Source organism: Methylorubrum rhodesianum, assembly GCF_014199985.1.
Lineage (GTDB): Bacteria > Pseudomonadota > Alphaproteobacteria > Rhizobiales > Beijerinckiaceae > Methylobacterium > Methylobacterium rhodesianum.
In genome coordinates, this window is record NZ_JACHOS010000003.1 from 400,860 (window position 1) to 419,245 (window position 18,386).

At 71.4% G+C, this 18,386-nt stretch carries 18 protein-coding genes; 7 read left to right on the forward strand and 11 right to left on the reverse strand.

The window, feature by feature from the left end:
• The first annotated feature begins 8 nt into the window (after positions 1-8).
• Complete coding sequence (locus HNR01_RS06455; RefSeq protein ID WP_153874327.1) at positions 9-476, forward strand: DUF2721 domain-containing protein; 468 nt, start codon at positions 9-11, stop codon at positions 474-476.
• Here the strand turns inward: HNR01_RS06455 and HNR01_RS06460 are convergent, their stop codons facing one another.
• From HNR01_RS06460 to HNR01_RS06475, 4 genes are read right to left on the reverse strand one after another with little or no spacing between them, the layout of a single operon-like run.
• Positions 477-1,988 (reverse strand): flavin-containing monooxygenase, encoded by a 1,512-nt coding sequence (locus HNR01_RS06460; protein WP_183667159.1) that lies wholly within the window; start codon positions 1,986-1,988, stop codon positions 477-479.
• Positions 1,985-2,896 (reverse strand): alpha/beta hydrolase, encoded by a 912-nt coding sequence (locus tag HNR01_RS06465; protein ID WP_183667160.1) that lies wholly within the window; start codon positions 2,894-2,896, stop codon positions 1,985-1,987. The genes HNR01_RS06460 and HNR01_RS06465 overlap by 4 nt, the downstream gene beginning before the upstream one ends.
• A 16-nt stretch (positions 2,897-2,912) precedes the next feature.
• Entirely contained in the window at positions 2,913-3,737 is an 825-nt protein-coding gene (locus tag HNR01_RS06470; protein ID WP_183667161.1) for an SDR family NAD(P)-dependent oxidoreductase, read from the reverse strand.
• 4 nt (positions 3,738-3,741) lie between these two features.
• Positions 3,742-5,181: a protein adenylyltransferase SelO gene (locus HNR01_RS06475; RefSeq protein WP_026105443.1), complete on the reverse strand. Its 1,440-nt coding sequence runs from the start codon at positions 5,179-5,181 to the stop codon at positions 3,742-3,744.
• A 191-nt stretch (positions 5,182-5,372) separates the two neighbouring features.
• On the opposite strand from HNR01_RS06475, the gene HNR01_RS06480 reads away from it, so the two are divergent.
• The 4 genes from HNR01_RS06480 (at position 5,373) to HNR01_RS06495 (ending at position 9,354) form a co-directional block, all read left to right on the forward strand.
• Positions 5,373-6,317, forward strand: coding sequence for a DMT family transporter (locus HNR01_RS06480; protein ID WP_183667162.1), 945 nt, complete (start codon positions 5,373-5,375; stop codon positions 6,315-6,317).
• Positions 6,318-6,524: 207 nt separating this feature from the next.
• Positions 6,525-7,547: a sensor histidine kinase gene (locus tag HNR01_RS06485; protein ID WP_183667163.1), complete on the forward strand. Its 1,023-nt coding sequence runs from the start codon at positions 6,525-6,527 to the stop codon at positions 7,545-7,547.
• Between the two features lie 512 nt (positions 7,548-8,059).
• Positions 8,060-8,878, forward strand: coding sequence for an SGNH/GDSL hydrolase family protein (locus HNR01_RS06490; protein ID WP_246417406.1), 819 nt, complete (start codon positions 8,060-8,062; stop codon positions 8,876-8,878).
• 83 nt (positions 8,879-8,961) lie between these two features.
• Entirely contained in the window at positions 8,962-9,354 is a 393-nt protein-coding gene (locus HNR01_RS06495; protein WP_183667164.1) for a group III truncated hemoglobin, read from the forward strand.
• A gap of 4 nt (positions 9,355-9,358) precedes the next feature.
• Here HNR01_RS06495 and HNR01_RS06500 read toward each other — a convergent pair whose 3' ends face one another.
• The 4 genes from HNR01_RS06500 to HNR01_RS06515 form a co-directional block, all read right to left on the reverse strand.
• A complete protein-coding gene (locus HNR01_RS06500; RefSeq protein ID WP_183667165.1) occupies positions 9,359-10,195 on the reverse strand; it encodes an MBL fold metallo-hydrolase in 837 nt (278 codons plus the stop codon).
• 16 nt (positions 10,196-10,211) lie between these two features.
• Positions 10,212-11,009 carry a TatD family hydrolase gene (locus HNR01_RS06505; protein ID WP_183667166.1) on the reverse strand — a complete coding sequence of 266 codons (798 nt, stop codon included), beginning with the start codon at positions 11,007-11,009 and terminating at the stop codon, positions 10,212-10,214.
• A gap of 57 nt (positions 11,010-11,066) precedes the next feature.
• Positions 11,067-12,635 (reverse strand): methionine--tRNA ligase, encoded by a 1,569-nt coding sequence (gene metG / locus HNR01_RS06510; protein WP_183667167.1) that lies wholly within the window; start codon positions 12,633-12,635, stop codon positions 11,067-11,069.
• Between the two features lie 261 nt (positions 12,636-12,896).
• Complete coding sequence (locus HNR01_RS06515) at positions 12,897-13,109, reverse strand: hypothetical protein (protein WP_017483935.1); 213 nt, start codon at positions 13,107-13,109, stop codon at positions 12,897-12,899.
• 306 nt (positions 13,110-13,415) lie between these two features.
• Here HNR01_RS06515 and HNR01_RS06520 point away from each other — a divergent pair, with 306 nt between their 5' ends.
• Complete coding sequence (locus HNR01_RS06520) at positions 13,416-13,616, forward strand: hypothetical protein (protein ID WP_017483934.1); 201 nt, start codon at positions 13,416-13,418, stop codon at positions 13,614-13,616.
• Positions 13,617-13,709: 93 nt separating this feature from the next.
• On the opposite strand, the gene HNR01_RS06525 is transcribed toward HNR01_RS06520, so the two are convergent.
• Positions 13,710-14,252: a YciE/YciF ferroxidase family protein gene (locus tag HNR01_RS06525; protein WP_017483933.1), complete on the reverse strand. Its 543-nt coding sequence runs from the start codon at positions 14,250-14,252 to the stop codon at positions 13,710-13,712.
• 551 nt (positions 14,253-14,803) lie between these two features.
• On the opposite strand from HNR01_RS06525, the gene HNR01_RS06530 reads away from it, so the two are divergent.
• Positions 14,804-16,447, forward strand: a complete 1,644-nt coding sequence (locus HNR01_RS06530; RefSeq protein WP_246417407.1) for an acyltransferase family protein — start codon at positions 14,804-14,806, stop codon at positions 16,445-16,447.
• 55 nt (positions 16,448-16,502) lie between these two features.
• Here HNR01_RS06530 and HNR01_RS06535 read toward each other — a convergent pair whose 3' ends face one another.
• Both HNR01_RS06535 and tmk read right to left on the reverse strand, forming a co-directional pair.
• Positions 16,503-17,588, reverse strand: a complete 1,086-nt coding sequence (locus HNR01_RS06535; protein WP_183667168.1) for a DNA polymerase III subunit delta' — start codon at positions 17,586-17,588, stop codon at positions 16,503-16,505.
• A complete protein-coding gene (gene tmk, locus HNR01_RS06540) occupies positions 17,578-18,279 on the reverse strand; it encodes a dTMP kinase (protein WP_017483930.1) in 702 nt (233 codons plus the stop codon). Before tmk ends, HNR01_RS06535 begins: the two co-directional genes overlap by 11 nt.
• Positions 18,280-18,386: the final 107 nt, after the last annotated feature.

Sequence of the window (18,386 nt, forward strand, 5' to 3'; positions counted from 1 at the left end):
CCGACGGCATGTTCCAGACCGCGGCGGGCGATCCGGACAGCATCGCCCACATCATCCAGGTGGCGCTCGCCCCCGCCTTCCTGCTCTCGGCGCTGGCGACCCTGCTCAACGTGTTCTCGACCCGCCTCGGCCGCGTCGCTGACAAGGTCGATGCCCTCTCGGCCACCCTGCCCGGGGCGAACGGGGAGGGGCGGGCGGTGCTCGACCGGCGTCTCGCCTACCTGCGGCGGCGCTCGCTCCTGCTCGACCTCGCCGTGGTGCTGGCGAGCTTGGGCGGCGTGATGACGGGCGCCGCGGTGCTGACGCTGTTCGTCGGCGCGCTCAGGGATGCCTCCGCCGCCTCGGTGCTGTTCGCCTGCTTCGGCCTCGCGCTCGTCTGCACCATCCTGGCGATCCTGGCCTTCCTCGCCGAGATCCTTCTGGCCGGAAGGGGCGTGCGCCTGGAGGTCGAGCGCAAGCAGGATCGGGCGGGATAATCAGGGTTTCGAAAGGGCAAGCCCTTTCGCGGGTCCAGGGTGGAGCCCTGGAGGACCGACGAAGTCGTAATCCTCCGCCCGCAGCCGCTCGGTGCCGCGCACGTAATCGCCCACCGTCCCGGGCCAGAGCGTGCGGTTGCGGCCCGCACGGTCGAGATACCAGCTGCCGCAGCCGCCCCGCGTCCAGATACTGTCCCGCATCCGCGCATCGACCTCGGCGCGGAAGCGCGCCTGTGCCTGCGGGCGCACCTCCAGCACGCCGCCGGAATGGCCGTGCAGGCGCTGCAGCGCGTCGAGGACGTGAGCGACCTGCGCCTCGACCATCAGCAGCACCGAGTTGTGGCCGAGCCCGGTATTGGGGCCGAGCAGCAGGAAGAAGTTCGGAAAGCCCGCCACCGAGAGGCCGCGGAAGGCATCCGCCCCGTCCTTCCACGCCTGGATCAGGCTCACGCCGTCCCGGCCGATCACCTCGGTGCGCAGCAGGCTGCCGCCGGGGGAGAAGCCGGTGGCGAAGATGAGGACGTCGAGGGGGTGTTCGGCGCCGTCCGCAGTGACGATGCCGTGGGGCCGAACCGCGCGGATCGGCGCGGTGACGAGGCTCGCATTGGGGCGGGCCAGCGCCGGATAGTAGTCGTCGGAGAGCAGCACCCGCTTGCAGCCGAGGCGGTAGTCCGGCGTCAGCTGCCGGCGCAGATCCGGGTCGGCGACCGAGGCGGCGAGGTGGCGGCGGGCCATGGCCTCGGCGAGCGCGGTGACGCGCGAGACGCGGGTGAAACCGGCGAAGGCCGCGACCTCGCGGCGCCAGAACAGCGAGGCACGGTAGAGCCGGCGCAGGGGTGAAAGCCGCATGAGGCGTCGGCGCCCGTTCCCTACCGGGCGGTCGCCGCGGGGCAGGATCCAGGGGGCCGAGCGCTGGAACTGGGTGAGATGGGCGACGCGATCGACGATCTCCGGCACGAACTGGACCGCGCTCGCGCCCGTGCCGATCACGCCGACGCGCTTGTCCCGCAGATCGCAGGAGTGATCCCAGGTCGCCGAGTGGAAGGCGGTGCCGGCGAAGGTCTCCAGGCCGGGCAGGCGGGGCAGGGCCGGGTGGTGCAGGGCGCCCATCGCGCCCACGAGCACGCGCGCCGCGACCGTCCCTCGGTCGGTCTCGACCCGCCACAGGCCCGCCGCCGCGTCGAAGACGGCGCGCCCCACGCGGGTCTCCAGGCGCAGGAGCGGCGCGAGGCCGTGCTCGGCCACGAGGCCCTCGAGATAGGCCGCGATCTCGGATTGCGGCGCGAACAGGCGCGACCAGTCGGATTTCGGGGCGAAGGAGAGCGAGTAGAGATGCGAGGGGACGTCGCAGGCGGCGCCCGGATAGGTGTTCTCCCGCCACGTGCCGCCGACGCCCGCGGCCTTCTCCAGCACGAGGAGGCGCTCGAACCCGGCCTGCCGCGCGCGGATCGCCATGGCGAGGCCGGAGAAGCCGGCGCCGACGATGACGAGATCGAGGGGCGCCTCGTTCACGCCGCGTCCTCCGTTCGGTGGGCGCTGTCGGGCAGGGCGCGGCGCAGGAAGATCGCCGCCGCATCGAGGGAGCGGCGTGCCTCGGGCAGGAAGCTCTCGGCGAGTTGCCAGGCATGCGCCACCACGGGGAAGACGGTGAGTTCGACCGGCACGCCCGCGGCCTTAGCCTTCTCGGCCAGCCGCAGGGAATCGTCGCGCAGGAGCTCGCGGGCGCCGACATGGATCAGGAGCGGCGGGAAACCCGCGAAGTCGGCCTCGATCGGCGAGGCGCGCGGGTCGGCGGGATCGGCGCCGGAGAGATAGGCCGGCACGAGCCGCATCAGCGATTCCGGCCGGAACATCGCGTCGCGGCGGCAGTTCGCGCGGAACGAGGCGCTGCGGCCGATCAGATCGGTGGCCGGCGAGAACAGGGCCGCCGCCGCGGGCGGCCTCAGCCCGAGGCGGCGCGCCTCGATGATCGTGACCAGTGCCAGGGTGCCGCCCGCCGAATCCCCGGCGACGACCGCCGGCCCGGCCTGCGCCAGCGCGCTCCAGACGGCGGTGCAATCCTCGACCGCGGCGGGGAAGGGATGCTCCGGCGCCAGCCGGTAATCCGGCGTGAACACCCGGAAGCCGGCCCTGGCGAAGCGCCCGGTGACCGGACGATAGACCTGCGCCGAGCAGGCGATGAAGCCGCCCCCGTGGAGATAGAGCAGGGTGGGGCGCTCGCCCTCCCTTCCTTTGACCTGCGCCCACTCGCCGGGCACGCCGCCGACTTCGCCGGGGGTAAAGGCGACGCCGGGCGGCTCCGGGAACCGGGCGCCCTCGAAGGCGCGGCGGATCGCGTAGACATCGAGGGTGTTCCCGAGCCGCCGCTTCACCGCGAGGCGGATGGCGAGGTCGTAGATATGAGCGCGCAGGCTCGCCATGGTCACGATCCCGAAGTCACGTGTCTCGAACGGCGCGGCGGATCAGCGACCAGTAGCGCACCGGCATCAGGCGCTGGATCAGCAGGGCGCGGCGGGCGTCGGCGCCGATCACCACGCGGGGCGCCCGCGCCTCGATCCCGCGCAGGATCGCGGCGGCGGCCGCCTCCGGGCGCAGGGTCAGCAGGCGCTCGAAGGCAGCGAGCCCCTCGGCGGCGGCCCGCGGATCCATGGCGCGGGGCGTGCGGGCGTTGCGGGCGATGGCGGTGGCGACACCGCCCGGATGCACGAGCGTCACGCCGAGCCCGGTGCCCTCGAATTCGTGGCGCAGGGCCTCGGTGAAGCCGCGCACCGCGAACTTGCTCGCCGCGTAGGCCGCCTGCCCCGCCGGCGCGATGATGCCGAACACGCTCGACAGGTTGACGATCTGCGCCTGGGGCTCGGCCCGCAGCAGCGGCAGGCAGGCATGGGTCAGCCGCATCACCGCGTGCAGGTTCACGTCCATCAGCCAGTCGATATCGGCCGGATGCGTCTCCTCGAACCGGCCGCCGAGCGCCACGCCGGCATTGTTGACGAGAAGCTGCAGGCCGCCGTGACGGGTCCGGACCGCCTCCGGCAGGGCGAGCAACGCCTCGCGGTCGGCGAGATCGAGGACGTGCTCGCTGACCGCGACGCCGGCGGCGCGGGCGGCCCGCGCCGTCTCGGCGAGGCCCGGTGCGTCCCGGTCGGCGAGCGCCAGGGCGCAGCCGCGTTCCGCGAGCGCGAGGCTCAGCGCCGCGCCGATGCCGCTCGCCGCCCCCGTGACGAGGGCGATCCGGCCTCGCAGGACGAAGCGCTGCGCCATGCTCTCAGGCCTCCGGGGGCAGGGGGCGGGTGCCGTAGGCCCCGGCCATCGTCTCGATCTCGGCCAGCTTGGCGTGAAGCGCCGACCAGTCGTCGGCCTCCGCGATCGGCGCCCAGAGCGCCTCGACCTCGTCGATCAGCATCGTGCAGGGCTTTTCGCGGGCGAAGTAGGGATGGTCAAGGTTGGCCGTCGCGGACGGCCGCATCGCCTGCAGCGCGGCGTGGACCGGGCGGAAGGCGTCGCTGGCATAGTGCTCACCCGCCGGGCTCCGGGCCGCGCGGGGCTCGCTCGCCAAGCCGCCGCGCCAGTCGAAGAACACCTGCTCGAACGGGGCGCGGCTCTTCTCCAGGAAGGCCCAGAACGCGCCCACCAGCCGGTGGACCGCCCCCTCGCCCTCCCCGTCGATCGGTGTGACGCCGAGCCGGAGCAGGAGTGTCTCGGCGAAGGCGTCCTGGAGCGCCGGGCCGAAGGTCTTCAGCCCCGCCTCCAGCCGCTCCTTCGGCACGAGGCCGAGCAGACAGTCGGCCAGCCGGCTCAGGTTCCAGAACAGGGCCTCGGGCTGGCGGCCGAAGCTGTAGAGGCCCCATTCGTCGAAATAGGCGGCGGTGAAGGACGGGTCGTGATACGGCGCGAAGCGCCAGGGGCCGTAATCGAAGCTCTCGCCGGTGACGTTGATGTTGTCGGTGTTGAGCACGCCGTGAACGAAGCCCGCGGCCATCCACTGCGCGCCCATCCGCGCCACCCGCGCCGTCATCGCCTCGAAGAACCGGGCCGCCCGCTCGGCCGGCTCGGCCTCCCGGATGCCGGGATAGGAGGTCTCGACCACGTGGTCGACGAGGCGGGCGATCGCCTCGGGCTGTTCGAGGAACAGGAAGCGCTGGAAGGTGCCGATGCGCAGATGGGAATGCGAGAGGCGCACCAGCACCGCCGAGCGAGCCGGGGAGGGCTCGTCGCCCCGCTCCAGCGCCTCGCCGGTCTCGATCAGGCTGAACGACTTCGAGGTCTCGACGCCGAGCGCCTCCAGCATGGCGGTGGCGAGCACCTCGCGCACGCCGCCCTTCAGGGTGAGCCGCCCGTCCGCCCCGCGCGACCAGGGCGTCGTGCCGCTGCCCTTGGTGCCGAGATCGAGCAGCCGCCCGTCGCGCAGGTCGTGGAGTTGCGCGAACAGGAAGCCGCGCCCGTCGCCGAGATCGGGGTTGTAGGAGCGGAACTGGTGGCCGTGATACCGCAGCGCCAGCGGCCGCTCGAACGAGCCGGGCAGGGGGGTGAAGCGCGCGAAATGCGCGATCCATTGCGCGTCCGACAGATCGTCGAGCCCGATCCGCCGCGCCCAGGCCTGATTGCGGTAGCGCAGGATCGCCGATGGGAAGTCGGCGGGCGCCACGACGTCGGAGAAGTCGGGTCCGAGGTCGGCGTGGCGGCGCGAGGGGCGGTGCGTGGGCAGGGGTTCGGCTCCGGTGCGGTGGGAGGAGTCGGGCAGGCGAGGGGGTTACGTCAAGCCGACGAACGGGTGAACCCGTCGGCGGCGGGGGACGATCCCATCACGGAATGGGTGCCGTGCCCTCCCCCCGCTATCCCGGCTCCGTCCCGGCATGGCATCGGATCGCAACGAGCCCCGAGCACGGATTTCCCCGCGTGACCCAAGGCACCCCCGGCGCCCGCGCCTCCGCAGCGGCCTACCCGATCCTGACGCTGACCACCCTGCTATGGGCGGGCAACACGGTGGCCGGCAAATGGGCGGTCGGCGCGGTCTCGCCGCAGGTGCTGACCACCCTGCGCTGGGCCTTCGCCTTCGCGGTGCTGGCGGTGGTGGCGCGCCGCGCCATCCTGGCGGACCGGGACCGGCTGATGCAGCGCTGGCCCTACCTGTTCCTGATGGGGGCCTGCGGCTTCACGATCTTCGCGAGCCTGTTCTACGCCGCCAGCACCTATACCAGCGCGGTCAACGTCTCCCTGATCCAGGGGGCGATCCCGGTCTTCGTCATGGCGCTGAACTTCGTCGTGCGGCGGGTGCCGGTCCGGGCCGGGCAGCTGCTGGGCGCCGCAATTACGCTGGTGGGCGTCGCGGTGGCGACGACCCACGGCGATCTCGCGGTGCTGGCCCATCTTGGCCTCAATCTCGGCGACGGGCTGATGCTCGTCGCAAGCCTCGTCTATGCCGGCTACACCGTGGCGCTGGCCGGGCGGCCGGCGGTGTCGGGGCTCGCCTTCTTCACCGCTTTGGCGCTGGCCGCTCTCCTCACCTCGCTGCCGCCGCTGGCCGCCGAATGGGCGCTCGGCCGCTCGATCTGGCCCACCACCGCGACGGCCTGGGCCATCGTCGCCTTCGTCGCGCTCGGTCCCTCTCTGCTGGCGCAGCTCTCCTTCATCCGCGGCGTCGAGCTGATCGGGCCGAACCGGGCCGGACTGTTCGTGAACCTCGTGCCGGTCTTCGGTGCGGGGCTCGCCGTCCTGCTGGCGGGTGAACCCTTCGGCGGGGCCGAGACGCTGGCGCTGCTTCTCGTGCTCGGCGGCATCCTCATCGCCGAGACCGCCGGGCGGCGCCCGGCGCGGGTCGGGAGCCAGGGCAGGCGTCTTTGAGGGCAGAAGTCTTTGAACGCGGAGCAGGATCAGCGCAGGGGAGGGGGGCTGATCCGCCCGATCTGCGAGGAAGGATCGAAGATCATCTCAGCCGTTACTGTCCGGAGGGCGGCCGAAAAATCTGCGCAGGGTTGGATGGGTCACAGATCGGGCTTGAAAAACCGCTAGAGTTCTTTCGAATCACATCTGCGGATCTTTCTCGTCCACATGTCGTCTCCCCTCACCCCCGCCCTCGGACGGCGGCCCGTGCCGCTTTGGCTCGGCGACGTCGCCGCCCTGGGCGCGACGGGTGCCGCGGTGGCCCTGCGCCACGCCCTGGACGACGTGCTGCCGCCGGGCTTTCCGTTCCTGACCTTCTTCCCGGCGGTGATCCTGACGACGTTCTTCTTCGGCCTGCGGCCGGGGATCGTTTGCGCGGTGCTCTCGGGGCTCGCCGCGTGGTACCTCTTCATCGGCGAGGCCAACACCTTCCTGCTCGATGCGCAGACCGGGCTGGCACTCGCCTTCTACGCCTTCATCGTCGCCGTCGACATCGCGCTCATCCACCTGATGCGCGTCGCGGGCGAGCGCCTGGGCGCGGAGCGGGCGGTGAGCGCGCAGCTCTACGAGCAGCAGCGCACCATGTTCCAGGAGCTGCAGCACCGGGTCGCCAACAACATGCAGTTCGTGGCGGCCCTGCTCGCCCTGCAACGGCGCAAGGTCGTCGAGAACCCGCAGGAAGCGGTCGGCGTCTTCGACGAGGCGCAGACCCGGCTGGAGACGATCGCGCGCATCCATCGCCGCCTCTACGACCCGGCCCTGGTCGACCTGCCCATCGGCCAGTACCTGCAGGAGCTCTGCACCGACCTGCTCGACGCCACGGGGGCGCGCAACATCGTCTGCCTCGTCGACGTTCCGCCGGTGCGCCTCAATCTCGCCCGCCTCACCACCCTCTCGCTCCTCGTGGTCGAGGTGGTGACGAATGCCCTGAAGCATGCCTTCCAGGCGAGCGGGCGCGGCACCATCACCATCCGGCTGGAAACCCTCGAGGGCGGACAGGCGGCCCTCAGCATCGCCGACGACGGTCCGGGCATCCCCGCCGGTTTCGACCCGGCGGCGAGCCGCAGCCTCGGCTTCCGGATCGTCCAGGGCCTGGCCGCCCAGCTCGACGGCACGCTGACCTACGCCAACGAGGGCGGCACCGTGGTCCGCCTCGTCTTCGCCACCGGCCCCGCGCCGGCCGCGGCCTGACCGAGGGATAGGGTGTCCGCGTGAGGGCAGGGCACCTTCGATCGGCACGGGCGATACTGTTTCCGGTTGATTCCTTCGGTGCTGCTTCCCGTCATTCCGGGGCGCCGTAGGCGAACCCGGAATCCACGATTGGGCCGAACGCCATGTTCCAGCCGCGTATCGCGGGTGGATCCCGGGTTCCGCTGTGCGGCCCCGGGATGACGGGGGTGGGGCTGAACCGAAGCGATCAGCCGGAAACGGTATGAGACGGACGCCCGGGCGCCCGATCCGGCACCGATGCCTCGCCGCCCAAGCCTCAAGTGACTGCATCCGAGCTGTTCGCATAAGATATATTATGGAACATGAAGACGGGTGCAGGCCGCCTTTCGGGTTTCGTTAACTATAAATTCCCGGCATTTTCCCGGCCCTTCGCTCACGGTTGCCGACGCGACCGCCGATGCCGGTGCGGGACTTGCGGTGAATCCCTCGCAAACGTCACAATCGTCGGGCAACCGTTCGCCATGTCGTCCCGCATGCTGTCCTCACGCACGCTTCCCGGCCTGATCCTCGCCAGCGCCCTCGCCGGCCCGCTCGGCGTCTCCGGGGCCGGCGCGCAACCCGATGCGCCGCCCGTCTCGGCATCGCTCCCGGCGCTGCAGAAACCGACCTCCAGCGAGCGCCTGCCGGCCAAGCTCGCCCGGCTCGCCTCCCTGCTCGGACGGGACGGCGACGTGCGGATCGTGGCCTTCGGCTCCTCCTCGACGGAAGGGGCGGGCGCCTCGTCGCCGGCCATGGCCTACCCTGCCCTGCTGGAGCGCGACCTCGAGGAGCGCCTGCAGATCGGCGCGTCGAGCCGCCGCTCCATCACCGTGATCAACCGCGGCAAGGGCGGCGACACCTCCGAGGCGATGGCGCGGCGTCTGGAGCGCGACGTGCTGGCCGAGCGGCCGGATCTCGTGGTCTGGCAGACCGGCAGCAACGATCCGCTCGCGGGCGTCCCGCTCGAGCGCTTCGTCGAGCTGACCCGTGCGGGCATTCTGGCGATCCGAGCGACCGGGGCCGACGTGGTGGTGATGGACCAGCAATGGTGCCAGAAGCTCACGGGCGTGGCAGGTGCCGAGCGCTACGGCGAGGCGCTGCACGCCCTGGCCGCCGAACTCGGCGTGCCGGTGATCCGCCGCCGCGCCCTGATGCAGTCCTGGGTCACCCACGGCCTGATGACCCCGGCCCAGATGATCGGCCCCGACGGCCTTCACATGACCGATGCCGGCTACCGCCAGCTCGCCAAGGCCGCCGCTGCCCAGATCCTCGTCGGTGCCGGCCTGATCCAGCCCTCGCTCGCCCGGAACTGACACCGGGGCTGACACCGGAACTGACTGGGGCAGGGTGGCTTTTCCGTTCAGAAGGCCCCCTCCCCGCCTAATCGGGCCGTCCCATGAAGCAGGCCGAATTGACCGAGGCGGCGCTCGCCGCCTTCCTCGACGCGTTCTACGCCCGGGTGCGCCGCGACCCGCTGATCGGGCCTGTCTTCGCCCGAAAGATCCCGGACGAGGCGTGGCCGCGCCATCTCGCCACGATCCGCGACTTCTGGTCTTCGGTGCTGCTGAAGACCGGCCGCTACAAGGGCAACCCGTTCGGCCGCCATCTCGGCATCGAGGGAATCGACCCGGCGCATTTCGCGCGCTGGCTCGGCCTGTTCGAGGAGACCGTCAGGGAGGTCTTCGAGCCGGAGATCGCGGGCGCGATCGTCGAGCGCGCGCACCGCATCGGCGACAGCCTCAAGGCCGGCCTGTTCTTCCGGCCCGAGCTGCGCGGCGTTCGCGCCTGACGCCTCAGAGATCGACCGTCGCCGTCAGCCCGTCATGGGCCGGCACCACGTTCGCCGGCAGCTTCCTGGCCAGCGTCGCGTAGTCGAGGTCGGTGTGGAGGTTCGTCAGGATGGCGCGGCGCGGCGCGACCTCCTCGATCAGCGCCAGCGCGTCCGAGACCGAGTAGTGCGACGGGTGAGGGGTCTCGCGCAGGGCATCGATGATGAGCAGATCGAGGCCGTGCAGGCGGGCCTTGGCCGCCTCGGGCATCACGCTCACATCCGGCGCGTAGGCGGCGGGGCCGAAGTGGAATCCGTGGGCGATCTCGTTGCCGTGCTCCATGCTGAAGGCCTCCGCCTCGATCGGGCCGCCCGCGCCGGCGATGGTCAGCGGTTCGGCTGCCTGCAGTTCGTGCAGGTCGAGGATCGGCGGGTAGAGGCTGCCCGGCGGCGTCTCGAAGGCGTAGCCGAACCGCTTGATCAGCATGGCGCGCGTGAGGGGGTCGGCGTGGACCGGGATGCGCCGGCGCATGTGGATGACGAGCGGGCGCACGTCGTCGATGCCGTGGGTGTGGTCGGCGTGGGCGTGGGTGTAGAGCAGGGCGTCGAGGCGGGTGACGCCGGCATCGATGAGCTGCTCGCGCAGGTCCGGCGAGGTGTCGACCAGCACCGTGGTGGTCCCCTCCCCTTGCGAGTGGCCGTCTTGCTCACGACCGCTTCCCTGCCGCCGCTCGACCAGCAGCGAGCAGCGGCGGCGGCGGTTGCGCGGGTCGGCCGGGTCGCAGGCGCCCCAGCCGTAGCCGACCCGCGGCACGCCGCCGGACGAGCCGCAGCCGAGGATGCGCAGGCTCAGGCTCGGCATGCGCCCTCCCCCCTCCTCATGCGGCGACCCCGTCGATCGCCGCGGCCTTGGAGAACAGCCGGTAGAAGTTCGCCGTGCTGCGCGCGCAAAAGTCCTCGAAGGACAGGTCGAGGGTCCTGGCTAGGACCCGCGCGGTGTCGGCGGTGTAGGCCGGCTCGCAGCGCCGGCCGCGGTGCGGCTCGGGGGCGAGGAACGGCGCGTCGGTCTCGACCAGGATGCGGTCGAGGGGCACGGCGCGGGCGATGTCGCGCAGGGCGTCGGAGCGGCGGAAGGTGACGATGCCGGAGAAGGACACCGACAGGCCGAGCTCGACCCCGACCTGCGCCAGCCGCGCGCCCGACGAGAAGCAGTGCAGCACCGCCTTGAACGGTGTCCTGGCCATCTCGTCGGTGAGCACCGCCTCCATATGCGCATCGGCGTCGCGGGAATGGATCACCAGCGGCAGGCCGGAGAGGCGGGCCGCCTCGATATGGGCGCGCAGCACCCGCTCCTGCACCGCCTCCGGCGCGGCGTCCTCGTAATGATAGTCGAGCCCCGCCTCGCCGATGCCGACGCAACGCGGCGCGGCGGCGAGCGCGGCGATCGTGTCCGCCGGCACGTCCGGCTCCTCGGCGGCGCCGTGCGGATGGGTGCCGACCGTGTACCAGACCGCCGCGTTCGCCTCGGCGAGCGCGCGGTAGCTGTCCGCCTTGGCGACTCGCGTCGAGATGGTCAGCAGGCGCGTCACGCCGGCCTCAGCCGCGCGGGCGATCACGCCGGGGATGTCCTCGGCGAAATCAGGGAAGTCGAGATGGCAGTGGCTGTCGACCAGCATGGTCTGTTCGGCGGATTTCTTCTTCGGAGAGGAGCGATGCGGGGACGGCGGCCCGCGTCAGGCCGTCGCCTCCGGCTTCTCGAAACGGGGGAAGATCGGGGCCGGGGCAGGCAGCGCCGTGCCGGCCCGCAGACGGTGCTCGGCGCTGGTGAAGGCGAAGCTGCGCTGGTCCACCGGCACGGCGAGCAGGTCGAGCAGCGCCCCGCCCGCCGTCGGCACGAAGGGCTGCACCATCAGGCCGACCCGGCGCAGGGTCTCGACCGTGACGTAGAGCACCGTGCTCATCCGCGCCGGATCGCTCTTGCGTAAGCGCCACGGCTCCTCGGAGGCGAAGTACCGGTTGGCCTCGCCGACCACGGACCAGATCTCGGCGAGGATCGCGTGCAGGGCGAGATTCTGCATCAGCGCCCGCGCCGTCTCCGGCAGCGCCGCGGCGGCGGCGAGCAGGCGCTCGTCGGCCTCCGTGAAGGCACCCGGCTCCGGTACGGCGCCCTCGCAGTTCTTGGCGATCATCGAGAGCGAGCGCTGGGCGAGATTGCCGAGATCGTTGGCGAGGTCCGCATTGATGCGGTTGATGATCACCTCGTGGTCGTAATTGCCGTCGCTGCCGAACGGGGCCTCGCGCAGGAGGAAATAGCGCACCGGATCGACGCCGTAGGTGCCGACGAGATCAAGCGGATCGACCACGTTGCCGAGCGACTTCGAAATCTTCTCGCCGCGGCTGAGGAAGAAGCCGTGGCCGAAGATGCGCTTCGGCAGCGGCAAGCCGGCCGACATCAGGAAGGCCGGCCAGTAGACCGCGTGGAAGCGGACGATGTCCTTGCCGATGATGTGCAGGCTCGCGGGCCAGAACCGGGCGTTCGGCGCCTCCGCATCGGGAAAGCCCGTCACCGTCAGGTAGTTGGTGAGCGCATCGACCCAGACATACATGACGTGGCCCGGCCGGCCCGGCACCGGCACCCCCCAGTCGAAGGTGGTGCGGCTCATCGACAGATCCTTGAGGCCGGAGCGCACGAAGCTCGCGACCTCGTTCATCCGCGTCTCGGGGCCGAGGAAGTCCGGCTGCTCCGCGTAGAGCTTGAGCAGGCGGTCCTGGTAGTTGGAGAGGCGGAAGAGATAGTTCTCCTCCTCCATCCACTCGACGGGCGTGTCCGTCTTGATCGAGCGGCGGCCGCCGTCGGGACCGACCACGGTCTCGGCCTCGTCGTAATAGGCCTCGTCGCGCACCGAGTACCAGCCGGCATACTTGGCGAGATAGATGTCGCCGTTGGCCTCCATGCGCCGCCACAGCTCCTGCGCGGCGGCGTAGTGCTCGGGCTCGGTCGTGCGGATGAAGCGGTCGTAGGTGCAGTCGAGCCGGTCGGCCACCGCCTTGAAGCGCCCGGCCATGTCGTCGACGAAGGCGCGCGGCGTCACACCGGCCTTGGCCGCCGTCTGCTGGATCTTGAGGCCGTGCTCGTCGGTGCCGGTGGTGAACAGCACGTCGCGCCCGTCGAGGCGGTGGAAGCGGGCGATGGCGTCGGTGGCGATCACCTCGTAGGCGTGACCGATATGCGGCGCGCCGTTGGGGTAGGAGATCGCCGTGGTGATGAGGAAGGGCTCGTTCGCCTTCTCGCTCGCGCTCACGTCAGAAGATGTCCCGGGTGCGAAGGGTCAGTCGGACTCAGGAGCCTTGTGGCGCGAAAACGTCCCGCGACGCAACCGGACGGCCGAGCACCGAGGGCCCTTATACTGAGAGCTCTTGCCGAGAGTTTGCCGAGAGTTCTTGCCGAGAGCTCTTGCGACGTCTCGACGGATCCGCAGATGCGCGAAAGCCCCGCCGGGGATCCGGCGGGGCTTTCGCGTCGTGATGGGCTCGGAGAGTGCTCGGCCGAGCGTCGAGAGCGCTCAGGCGGCGCGGCGGGCGGCCAGCGGCGCGGCGTTCTCGTTGCCGACCTTGACGGCGCCGCGCTTGGCGGCGGGCGCAGCCCCCCCGATGGCGGCGAACTCGCCGGCGGAAGCAGTGCCGGCCTTCGGGCCGAGGCGGTCGGCCACCAGGGTGACCAGGGCGATGTTGGCCGCACCGGCGGCGACGGCAGCGAAGAGAGCCAGAGAGATCATGGGAGCGTCCTGTCCGGTCCGTGAAGCGTGTTGCGTTGCAGCGTATGTGCCACCGCGCTGCACGGTTTGGTATACCAGACACCAAATGCCAGACATTCGCTCAATGCATGGATGGGGGCTTGGCGGGGGCGAGCCCCGAGTTTTTTGCAATATGGTGCGCATTATCTCGCTGGTCTGATCTATTTTGCATGGACACGCCGCCGAATGTCGGTTTAATCCTGGCCCATGATGAGGCGGTCGAATAGTGTCGCTCCGGCTAGAACCATGAGCGTCAACCGCCCTTAGGCTTCTCCGAGGAAGGTTCGCATGTCCGTCGCCAAGATCCGCGAGTCCGACGAGCATTGGATCGAGCTTCCGGAGCCGGATCTTGAGCGCTATTTCCTGTGCTCGCGCGGCCAAGCTGCCAACGACAACCGTCGTTCCTCGGCGGAAACCTTGCGGGCCGTGCAGGTTTGTGCCTGCGTCGCCCTGATCGGGGCGGCCACGCTCATCGGTGCTCTGGTCTGACCGAAATCCTCGGGTCGAGCGCGCTGCACGAAGCTGAACACGAAAAAGGCGCCTCGCGGCGCCTTCTTCGTTTCGGCGGCCTGACGGCCGGCTTCACGCAGCCTTGCGACCGCCCTTGCCCTTGGCTTCGCCCTCACCGGCGCCCTGCGAGCCCTCGGCATTGAGGCTCTCGGCGATCTGGGTGAGCAGCTGGTCGGTCTTCTTCTCTTCCTGCAGGGTCTCGTCGAGCAGCTTGGCGGCGTCGGCGTAGCCGAGTTGGCTCGCCCAGGTCTTCAGCGTGCCGTAGCGGGCGATCTCGTAGTGCTCGACGGCCTGGGCACAGGCCGCGAGCACGGCATCGGCGGCGGGGCTGTCCTCGAAATCCTCAAGGTCCTCCTCCATCTCCGCGGTGAGGCCCTGCATCGCCTCGCAGGTCTTGGCGCGGGCCGCCTTGCCGATGATGTCGAACACCTGCTGCAGGCGCTCGACCTGGCCGGCGCTTTCCTCGGCATGCGTCTCGAAGGCTCGGCGCAGCTCCTCGTGCTCGGCCGCCTTGGCCGACTTCTTCAAGGCACGTACGGACTGCTTTTCCGCATAATAGACGTCTTTCAGCGTCTCGTAGAACGCATCATGCAAAGTCTTCTGCTTGGTCGCCATGGCGGTCCGTCTCCGGATTGTCGAACGTGGTGGCTGCGGTTGCAGTCGAGCCGGCAGCCTGTTCCGGAAAAACACCAAGCTCGGCCTTTGGGTCCTCAAATTATATCGGGGAAGATTCGAAATTTTCGGGAACTTTCGGCCTTCGACATCGCGCCGCGAACGAACCATCCTTGCGCAACCGAGGCCTGTCCCGCGGTGCCGTCCGTGTTGCCGCCGGAGCCCGGTACTTCGTCGAGCTGCTGCGGAGCGCCGAACCGGCTCCGCTCTCCGCGGCAGGACGCCATCGCGAGGCCGCGGCCCTTGTGGGCCGGCACCTCATCCCGTTCCTCGGCGGTTGCGGCGTTGAGATCGACCGTGGCTGTTTCCGGTCCGGACGGAACGTCAGGCTCGTTAGCCTGATCCGCCCTTCCGCCGCCGGCGGGCTGTTGCCGAATGGCAGCAGGCGCCGATGAAAGCCGTCGTCACACCAAAACGGCCCAAGTCTTTGTTACGGGTCGTATCCGAAGCCGGCGGAAATCCGTCGCGTCCGCCGGGGTCGGAAACGCAGCGTCATGCTTGCACGTCTTGCCAGGATGCTGCCCAAGCCGGCACGGACGGCGCCGCTGGTCGCCGGGCATCCGTCCTCCGGTGCCGGACCGGGAATCGCCCTGGAGGCCGGGCGCGTCCACGGCCCAGCCGGCAGCCGCGCGGCGGCGGGACTTGCCAATATCCAGATCCTGCGCGGGCTCGCGGCGGCGACGGTGCTCGTCCATCACGCGGCGGTCTACGCTCAGATCCTGCGCGGCGCGGACCCTCTGTTCCCGACCTTCGCCGCGATGCTGGGGCTATGGGGGGTCGCCGTCTTCTTTGCGATTTCCGGGACCCTCATGGCGGGGCTCGTGGTGCGCGACCGCCCCCTGCTGTTCCTGGCGCACCGGATCTCACGGATCTTCCCGACCTACCTCGCGGTCGTGGCCTTGTTCGCCGCGCTGTTCGCAGCCCTCGGCCTGAGCTTGGGCGGTCTCACTCCGCTCTCCCTATCGCTCGCGCCCGCGGGGCCGCGCAGCTATCCGCTCAATGTCGAGTGGACCCTCGCCTTCGAGACGAGCTTCTATGTCGGCCTGTTCCTGCTGGCGAGTGCCGGGCTTGCCCGCCGGATCGTGCCGATGGCCGTCCTCTGGCTGGCCCTGCTCGCGGCGGCCTTCCTGCTGCTGCCGGCGGCCTCGCGCGATCTGGTCCTGCCGCCGGCCTACATGCTGCCGGTGGCGGCGGCCTGCCTGCCCTTCGCAGGCGGCCTGCTTCTGCCCCGGCTGATCGCCTCCGGTCGGATGACACCGGCGGCCGGGTGGCTCGCTCTACCGCTGTTCGCCGCCTGCCTCATCGTCGAGCGCGATGGGGCGCGCTGGCTGGGCGGGATCGCGGCGGTGCTGCTCGTGGGGGCCGCGGCCTCGGGCCGTCAGGCCCGGGGCGAGGGCGCCGTGACGCGGGCGGCGCTCTCCCTCGGGGATGCGAGCTACGTGCTCTACCTCGTCCACGTTCCGGTGCTGGTGCTGACCGCCCGTGCCGTGCCCGCCCACTGGTCCGGGCTCGCCTACGGCGTCATCGCCGTCGTGGTCGCGCTCGGACTCGCCGCGCTGCTCGGGCCCGTCGACGTGGCGCTCTACCGCGCCCTGCGCCGTCGCATCGACGCGGCCGCGCCCGTCACCCTCAAGCGCTGGCTCGCCGCCTACCTGCTGACGTTTGCCGCTTGTGCCGCCTGGGGCAGCGGGGAGACCGCCCGCAACGACTGGCACGAGAGACGGGCGCGCGCGGCGCTCGCCGCCCTGCCCGCCGAAACGTGGGCCGGCGCAGAGGCAGCCACCGCGGCGATCGAGGGCCGGGGCCTCGCTCTTTCTCCCTCGATGCGGGGCGCGCTGGAGGGCATCGAGCCCGCCTCGCCGGTCGAGTCCGTGGTCTCAGGCTACGCCTTCGATCCGGCGCGCCCGAAGCAGACCTACCTGCTCGCCGTCTACTGCTCCGGCCGGCTGATCGGCCTCGATCGGCCGCGCCGGACGCGCAAGGACTTGGCCGCCGTGACCGGCCTGGGGCGTCCGGGCCGCCGGATCGGCTTCCTGATGCAGATTCCCGCCGCCGCCTGCGCGGCGGATCCTGCCCCGGTCGCGGTCGCCATCGATACGGAGGGGCGGATGGCCGTGCTGGCCGCGCCGAAGCGTTGAACCGCTTTCCATCCGCCTCGGCCGACCTTGCCGGATCGGCGGATGGCGCTTGTGCTCAAGCCCGGGCGGCCGCCGCGAGCTCGCGGAAGGCCCCGAGTACCAGCGGCCGGCGGTCGAGATTGTAGATCGCGGCCTCGCGGGCGGAGGCTGCGATGCGCTCGGCCGCCTCGACGAGCCCGATCAGACGGGCCGGACCCTCGCCCTGGCGGCGGTCGAGTTCGGCCGCGACGTGGCGCTGGATCGCCTCCAGGGCCGTGGCGAGCAGGGGTTCGGCGTCGCGGCCGGCCAGCGTCTCGGCAAGCTTGAGGACGCGCCGCCCATCGGGTTCGGGCAGGCCGGCCAGCAGGGCGGACACCTCGGCCTCGACCGCGGCGGTGGCGGGATCGAGCAGGGCCACGGCGCGGGCGACCGAGCCCTCGCAGAGCGCCGCCGCCCGTGCCAGAGCCGCCGCGTCGGGCCGGGCGAAGGGAGGCGGGAACCCCTCGATCACCGCGCGGATATCGGTCTCGGCCAGTGGGCGCAGCGCCAGGGCCCGGCAGCGGGAGCGGATCGTCGGCAGCAGGCGGCCGGGCGCGTGGGAGACGATGAGGAAGATCGCGCGCGGCGGCGGCTCCTCGATCATCTTGAGGAGCGCGTTGGCGCTGTTGGCGTTGAGGTCCTCGGCGCTGTCGACGATGCAGACGCGCCAGCCCCCCTCCCCGCCCGCGGTGGCGCCGAACAGGGCGAGCGCCTCGCGGGCGGCGTCGACCGAGATGCGCGTCGGCAGGGTCTTGGCGCCGGGCGCCTGGACCCGGCGCAGGGCGATGAGGTTCGGATGCGACAGGGCCGCCACCTGCCGCGCGGCCGGATGATCCTCCGGCACGTCGAGGGATTCGGGGGAGGGGAGCGTGCGCGGGTCGGCCACGAGCCGGCGCGCGACGCGATAGGCGAGCGTCGCCTTGCCGATGCCGGCGGGGCCGCCGATCAGCCAGGCGTGGTGGAGGCGGCCCGAGGCCAGGGCGGCGGCGAAGGCGGCCTCGGCCTGGGTCTGGCCGAGGAGCCGGGTCTGCTCGCGGGGGCGGGGGATGTTGGCGAGGTCGCCCGCCTCGGCTTCCGTGCGGGCGGTATCGCGGGCGCTGCTGCGGGCAGAATCAGGCCGCATGGCCCTGCCCTTCCCCCGGCGCCGGAACGCGCTGCGGAAGCAGATCCGGCCGCCACGCGGAGACGGCTTCGCGGATCCGAGCCTCGACCGCGTCGGGGCCGGGATCCGCATCGATGACGCGGCAGCGCTCCGGCTCGGCCGCGGCGATGGCGCGGAAGGCCGCCCGCAGCCGCTCGTGGAAGCGCAGGCCCTCCGCCTCGAAACGGTCGGCGGGTTTCCCCTCCCCGCGGCTGTGCGCCCGGGCGAGCCCGGCCTCGGGCGGCAGGTCGAGGATCAGGGTGAGATCCGGGCGCAGGTCCCCCAGCGTCACCCGCTCGAGGCTGGCGATCAGTCCCGGCGCCAGGCCGCCCGCCGCGCCCTGGTAGGCGCGGGTCGAGTCGGAGAACCGGTCGCACAGCACGATCGCGCCGCGGGCGAGTGCGGGGCGGATCAGATTCTCGATGTGGTCGATGCGGGCGGCGGCGAACATCAGCGCCTCGGCGAAGGGCCCGTAGGGCTTGGCCACGCCCCGCAGCAGCGCCGCGCGCAGCTCCTCCGCCCGCTTGGTGCCGCCGGGCTCGCGGGTGGTCACGACCTCACGCCCGCTCGCCTGCCTCAGGGCCTCGGCGAGACGTGCGATCTGGGTGGACTTGCCCGCCCCCTCCCCGCCCTCGAAGGTGATGAAGACGCCCGGCGGCGCATCGCTCGACATGGGATGCGGGCTAGCACAGCGCGAGGCGCGGCGCGACCGTGGCTCAAGCGCTTTCCCGCGAGGCGGAGGCCGGTTCAGCGAAGGACAGCGCGTTGAAAACAGAGGCC